The sequence below is a fragment of the Geobacillus zalihae NBRC 101842 genome (assembly GCF_001544135.1).
Lineage (GTDB): Bacteria > Bacillota > Bacilli > Bacillales > Anoxybacillaceae > Geobacillus > Geobacillus zalihae.
The window spans coordinates 1-5519 of the sequence record NZ_BCPV01000105.1 but is presented as its reverse complement, the minus strand read 5'-3'; the positions used below and the strand labels follow the sequence as shown (position 1 = coordinate 5519).

The following is a 5519-nucleotide window of genomic DNA, read 5'->3' as shown; positions in this document are numbered from 1 at the left end:
TTATAATAGATATAACCATATGTTCGTTTGTTCCAATTGGGAACATGTTGATTCTATAAAAAAGACGGTTTCCAAATTCACCGTTCGCCATCGTCTGCTATAATCCGTATTTTTGCTGAAAGCCACTGGCATGTGAGCGGTCTTCCTCTTTTTGGAATCACTTCATCAACGACGAAGTTGTCAGAGGTCAGATTTATAGGAGAGAGAGCCGAGATGTTACTCCGAGCACGACCGATTATTTTTGCTGTTTTTTCCGCGTCCATTGCTGTTGTGTTTGTGTCAAAGCCGCCTTTCTTCGATCGCACCTATGTCATCGCTTTGCTGTTTTATTGGCTGTTTTCCAGCTTGTATTCACACTTGCGCGTCATAGACAAAACGAAAAACAATATTCCCGTTGATTACGGCATTAACTACAGTTTATCCTTCTGCTTATTTGCCGGCCCGTTCGGGCTGTTTATCTTTGAAGCGTTGTTTCGCTTGACTGAACATATAGCCAAAAAATATTTGAAAACAGCGGAACCCGATGAATGGCTGCACACATTGTACAACATTGGTTCGTTTGTGACGTTCAATTCGCTCGCGTTTGCCTTATACGATCTCCTTGGTCCGCTGTTTCAGTCTATTCCGTTCATTGGCTTCTGGCTGCTTTTATTCCTGCTCGTCATCGTCGTTTCCTTTTTGACTGACTGTTGCCTGATCATCATTTTTTATATAACCGGCGACATTCAGACACAGCGCGAGGCGTTGGATTTTATTAAGACGAGAAGCTGGATGGACATGGGAAAAACGGCGCTGACAAACGGTCTGTTATTTCTCTTTTTGCAAGAACAGCGGTGGGATATGCTTTTGAGCTTATTTTTGCTGAATTACTTCGTCAGCCGCTCGTTTTTTTCCAAATCGCAAAGCATCCAGCATAAACTAGAACGCGACCACTTCGAAAAAATGGCCTACACCGACTTTTTGACCGGCATCCATAACCGCGCCTACATGGATCAAACGATCGCCAAGCTAAACGGATCCGGTGAATGGATTGGCGTCGTCGTCGCCGATATCGACAATTTTAAAACGATCAACGACACGTATAACCATGCCGTCGGCGACGAGGTGATCCGCCATTTCGCCTCAACCTTGAAACAGTTTCTCAAAGAGGGCGATTTTTTGTTCCGCAGCGGCGGTGAAGAATTTACGATGTTTTTGCGTAATCGCACGTTTGAAGAGAGCGTCCGGCTTGTCGAGGAGATTCGAGAAGCAGTGCGCCGCAGCACCGTGTTGGTCGATTATATGGCGGCGAAACGTCCCATTGCCTATACGTCGTCGTTCGGTCTTTACTTTTGTCAAGCAGAAGGAACGATGTCAATTGAAAAAGCGTACATTTATGCCGACCATTTATTGCTCCGTTCGAAAGAAAGCGGCAAAAATAAAGTATCAGCCCAATGCGGGGGAGTTGCATAAATTAGGCGGCTCTCCCCTGACTTTTCCTTAGCGCAACCCTCTTTTCCTGCTATATTTCCCTAAACGTCATTTGGCATAACACCTTAATCAAGATTCGCGATCTGTCAAACCAATGCGGCCCCCTTGAGTTGATAACCTAAAAATTTCTAAATAGAAAATAATTTCCATAAAATAATGAGACCGCTTCATCATTACACAAACGGTGATTGATGAAGGATAGCCGTTGTGCTGCATTGGCGGCAACGGCTATTTGAATCAAATGTCTCATACTTTATCCCCCATATTCAACCGTAATGGATAAATCTGCGATAGAACGTCTTCATCCCATCATGAAACTAAGAAATGGAAAAACCCCATTTACTTATGATACGGTTCCCCGCGGTTAATGCGAAATGCGCGGTAAATTTGCTCGAGCAAAATGAGGCGCATCAGCTGGTGTGGAAACGTCATTTTCGAAAACGACAGCGTCTCATCGGCGCGCGCCATCACTTGTTTGCTTAAGCCAAGCGAGCCGCCGATGACGAACACCACTTTGCTTTTGCCGTAGGTGGCGAGCTCATCGAGACGGGCGGCGAATTGCTCGGACGATTTCATCTTCCCTTCAATCGCGAGCGCGATGACGTGGGCGTCATGCGGAATTTTCGCCAGCAGCCGTCCTCCCTCGCGCTCTTTGATTTGTTCCTCCTCAAGTTCGCTCGCCCGCTCCGGCGTTTTTTCATCAGCGACTTCGATGATGTCGATTTTGGCGTATGCGGACAGACGCTTTGTATATTCATTAATTCCAGCGATTAAATATTTTTCCTTCAATTTACCCACAGCGACAATGGAAATATGCACAAACAACCCCTGCCTTATAAACAGCTTATCAACAAGATTTATCCACATATACACAACACATATCCACATGTTGTGAAAAAACTGTTATCCTCCTACGACATATACAGCTTGTTTCGAGCAAAAACAGCACTGTTTTTCGCTGTTGTCCACAGGCAGGAGATCCGGCGCCTGTTCCGTTTCATCTACATATTGATCAATGGCGATGTCGACATGTTCTTCACATGTGAATATCATCATTCTCGCCCCTTTCCTTGTGGAAAAAAGAAGGAGCGTTTCCGCTCCCTCCATCCGCTTTCGTTTAATACGACTCGCGCGCCAGCTTCATCGTGACCGTGCGTTTTTTCCCATCACGATAAAACGTGACTTCCATCCGGTCACCGATCGATTTTTTCGTATACAAATATTTGCGCAAATCAAGCACGTTGCGGATTTTTTGGCCGTCAAGCGCCACGATGACATCAAACTGTTTTAAGCCCGCCTGTGCGGCCGGCGACATCGGCACGACTTGAATGACCGCCGCTCCTTCCGTTACGTTCGGCGGCAAATGGAGCGTCGCCTGCAAATGGTACGATGGGATGTCGCTCAGCGAGCGAAGTTCAACGCCCATATACGGACGGCGCACTTGTCCGTATTTTTCCAAGTCCGAAATGATCGGAATGGCCGTGTTGATCGGGATCGCGAACCCGATGCCTTCAACCGCCTCTTGGGCGATTTTCATCGAGTTGATGCCGATGACTTGCCCTTTGATATTGACGAGAGCGCCGCCGCTGTTGCCCGGGTTGATCGCCGCATCTGTCTGCAATACTTCTGCATTCCAGTCTGGAGCGCCGTCTTGGTCCAAATCGACTTCAACCGTCCGGTTCGTTCCGGAAATAATGCCTTGTGTCACCGAGCCGGCAAACTGCAAGCCGAGCGGGTTGCCGATGGCAATGACCGGCTCGCCTGGCTTCACTGTATCGGAGTTGCCGAACTGGGCGACTTTTTTCACATGCTTCGCGTCAATTTCCAAGACGGCTAAATCCATAAGCACATCGCTGCCCAGCAACTTCGCCGGCACTCTCGTCCCATCTTTGAGGCTCACTTCGAGCTGACTGGCGTTTTCAACAACATGATGGTTCGTGACGATAAACGCCCGGCCTCCCGCTTTCTTGTAAATGACGCCCGATCCGACGCCAGCCTCGCCTCCTTGCGACCAGAAGCTGGCTTCTTGAATGTTGACAACGCCGACAACCGCATCCGACACTTGGTCGATCGCCTTTGTCACCGCCGTCGTCACATCTACGGAAACACTCTGCCGAATCGGTGGAGTTCCATTTTCCTCTGTTTTTGGCTCTTCCTCTGCTCTTTGATTCGGCACAACATCATACGGGAGGATATCCCAACGGGAAAGCGCCGGAATGGACATGAGGACGAGCAGCCCTCCTAACACGGCGCCGACAAGCGCGGAAACAAACGATCCGCTGCGCCGCTTCCTCCTCGTTTGTTCGTACGGCTCATAATGGTCGTCGTAGTATCCCATGCTCACCCTCCTTTCCACATTCGTCTCCATCCCTCATTATAATCATGAACAGGAGAAAAAATCCAACAAATGTGTCTCCCTCAGTTTCGGCAAAACGGGCTTTATACATACGCTAGTGCCGTCGCCCGACGCGGATCGGTATCATACAAACGAAAGCGGGCGCCGACCGCTAAGCCTTTCTGTTCCAACACTTGCGTCACGGTCATGCGCGCCAGCTCTTTCATATTGTTATCTTGGCTCAAATGGGCCAAATAAATTTGCTTTGTCCGGTCGCCGATCACGTCAGCAAGCGCCAAACCCGCTTCCTCATTCGAAATATGGCCGACATCGCTTAAAATGCGGCGCTTGACGCTCCATGGATATCTCCCCATCCGCAGCATGCCGACGTCATGATTGCTTTCAAACACGAACACATCCGCGTTTTCAATCGTCTTTTTGATCCGCTCGCTCACATAGCCGGTATCGGTGAGCAACGCAAGCTTTTTCCCTTCATAGTGGAAAACGTAAAACATCGGCTCGGCGGCGTCGTGAGAGACGCCGAACGATTCGACGTCAACATCGCCGAACGTCCTTACCGCGCCGAGCGGAAAGACAAATTTTTGCTCGGGCGGAATGTCGCCGACCGCTTGTTCCATCGCCCGCCACGTTTTTTCATTGGCATACACCGGCAGCCGATACTTGCGGGCAAGCACCCCGAGCCCTTTAATATGGTCGCTATGTTCATGGGTGACAAGCAGCGCATCAAGCTGCTTTGGATGGCGGCCGATCTCAGCAAACAACTCCTCAAGCTGCTTGCCGCTCAAACCGGCGTCAACAAGCAGGCGCTGGCGGTCTGTCTCAATGTAAAAGGCGTTGCCGGTGCTGCCGCTGGCCAGCACACTAAATCGCATCGTCATGTTCTTTCACTCCAGCACATTTCCTTGATCATTGATCACTTGCCCTTCAAACGCATTGACGAAATAGTCTTCCTTCCGATTGACAACAATATGCCAAGTTGGAGTCAACACTTGGGATGCAGTAAATTGAACAAGCCCGTAATAGCCAAGCTCCACTTTCGTGACGCGGTCGCCCGGCTGCAAATGCCCTTTTCGGTACAACGTCTCAATGGCTTTAATCGCCGGGACGATATCTTGCTTTCGCTCGTACTTTTCCAAGTCGCTGAGCATCGTCTGTTCATACGACAGCGCTTCCCGTCTCCCGTTGACATGGATGACGAGCTTGCTGTTTTCATTGCCGTAAATCATCTTACCGTCATACACTTGGTAGCAGGTCAAGATTCCTTGTTTTTCATCAAACGACCAAAAGGCATATTGCCCGCCGCCGATGATGTAGCGCTGCAAAAACTCACGCAGCTGGTATGGATCGTCAATCGGCAGCGCAACCGGATCGATGAACGTCCCTTTGACTTTCGTTTCTCCTTCGATTTTCACTTTTTGCCCGGGCAGCTTTTTTACATCCGCCATGGTGAATGAGCGGCTTTTGCCGCTGACATACGCCGCTTTCGTCACTTCTTTCGGCAGATCCACATACGTAATGCCGTTCGCCTCAAGCTGCTCTTCAATCGTCGTTTCCAAAATGACATCGAGCTGGCTGCTGTTTCGTTTTTCCATAAACTGATAGCCTAAAAAGCAGTCGAGGATGAGGAACACGATAATAAAAATCGTCTTCGTTTTACTCCAGTCCATTTGTTCCCCCTCCTCCCGCCTCATGG

Annotated in this window: 6 protein-coding genes; 1 reads left to right on the top strand and 5 read right to left on the bottom strand. The window is 49.2% G+C overall.

Annotated elements, in window-relative coordinates:
* Positions 1–213 precede the first annotated feature (213 nt).
* The gene (locus GZ1_RS17230; protein WP_013146692.1) at positions 214–1452 is read left to right on the top strand and encodes a GGDEF domain-containing protein; all 1239 of its coding nucleotides are present in this window, start codon (positions 214–216) and stop codon (positions 1450–1452) included.
* 357 nt (positions 1453–1809) lie between these two features.
* Here GZ1_RS17230 and rlmH read toward each other — a convergent pair whose 3' ends face one another.
* The 5 genes from rlmH to GZ1_RS17210 all read right to left on the bottom strand — a co-directional run bounded on the left by rlmH (position 1810) and on the right by GZ1_RS17210 (position 5493).
* Complete coding sequence (rlmH, locus tag GZ1_RS17225) at positions 1810–2289, bottom strand: 23S rRNA (pseudouridine(1915)-N(3))-methyltransferase RlmH (protein ID WP_041468625.1); 480 nt, start codon at positions 2287–2289, stop codon at positions 1810–1812.
* Positions 2290–2373: 84 nt separating this feature from the next.
* Positions 2374–2526: a CxxH/CxxC protein gene (locus tag GZ1_RS18635; RefSeq protein WP_083509335.1), complete on the bottom strand. Its 153-nt coding sequence runs from the start codon at positions 2524–2526 to the stop codon at positions 2374–2376.
* A gap of 61 nt (positions 2527–2587) precedes the next feature.
* Positions 2588–3808, bottom strand: coding sequence for a S1C family serine protease (locus GZ1_RS17220; protein WP_060788975.1), 1221 nt, complete (start codon positions 3806–3808; stop codon positions 2588–2590).
* Positions 3809–3909: 101 nt separating this feature from the next.
* The gene (locus GZ1_RS17215) at positions 3910–4704 is read right to left on the bottom strand and encodes an MBL fold metallo-hydrolase (RefSeq protein WP_013146695.1); all 795 of its coding nucleotides are present in this window, start codon (positions 4702–4704) and stop codon (positions 3910–3912) included.
* Positions 4705–4710: 6 nt separating this feature from the next.
* Complete coding sequence (locus GZ1_RS17210; protein ID WP_013146696.1) at positions 4711–5493, bottom strand: two-component system regulatory protein YycI; 783 nt, start codon at positions 5491–5493, stop codon at positions 4711–4713.
* Positions 5494–5519: the final 26 nt, after the last annotated feature.

Bases quoted from the DNA above. Each gene is read 5' to 3' on its own strand.
- GZ1_RS17220 (WP_060788975.1), bottom strand. From the start codon at position 3,808: ATGGGATACTACGACGACCATTATGAGCCGTACGAACAAACGAGGAGG.
- GZ1_RS18635 (WP_083509335.1), bottom strand. From the start codon at position 2,526: ATGATGATATTCACATGTGAAGAACATGTCGACATCGCCATTGATCAA.
- GZ1_RS17215 (WP_013146695.1), bottom strand. From the start codon at position 4,704: ATGACGATGCGATTTAGTGTGCTGGCCAGCGGCAGCACCGGCAACGCC.
- GZ1_RS17230 (WP_013146692.1), top strand. From the start codon at position 214: ATGTTACTCCGAGCACGACCGATTATTTTTGCTGTTTTTTCCGCGTCC.
- GZ1_RS17210 (WP_013146696.1), bottom strand. From the start codon at position 5,493: ATGGACTGGAGTAAAACGAAGACGATTTTTATTATCGTGTTCCTCATC.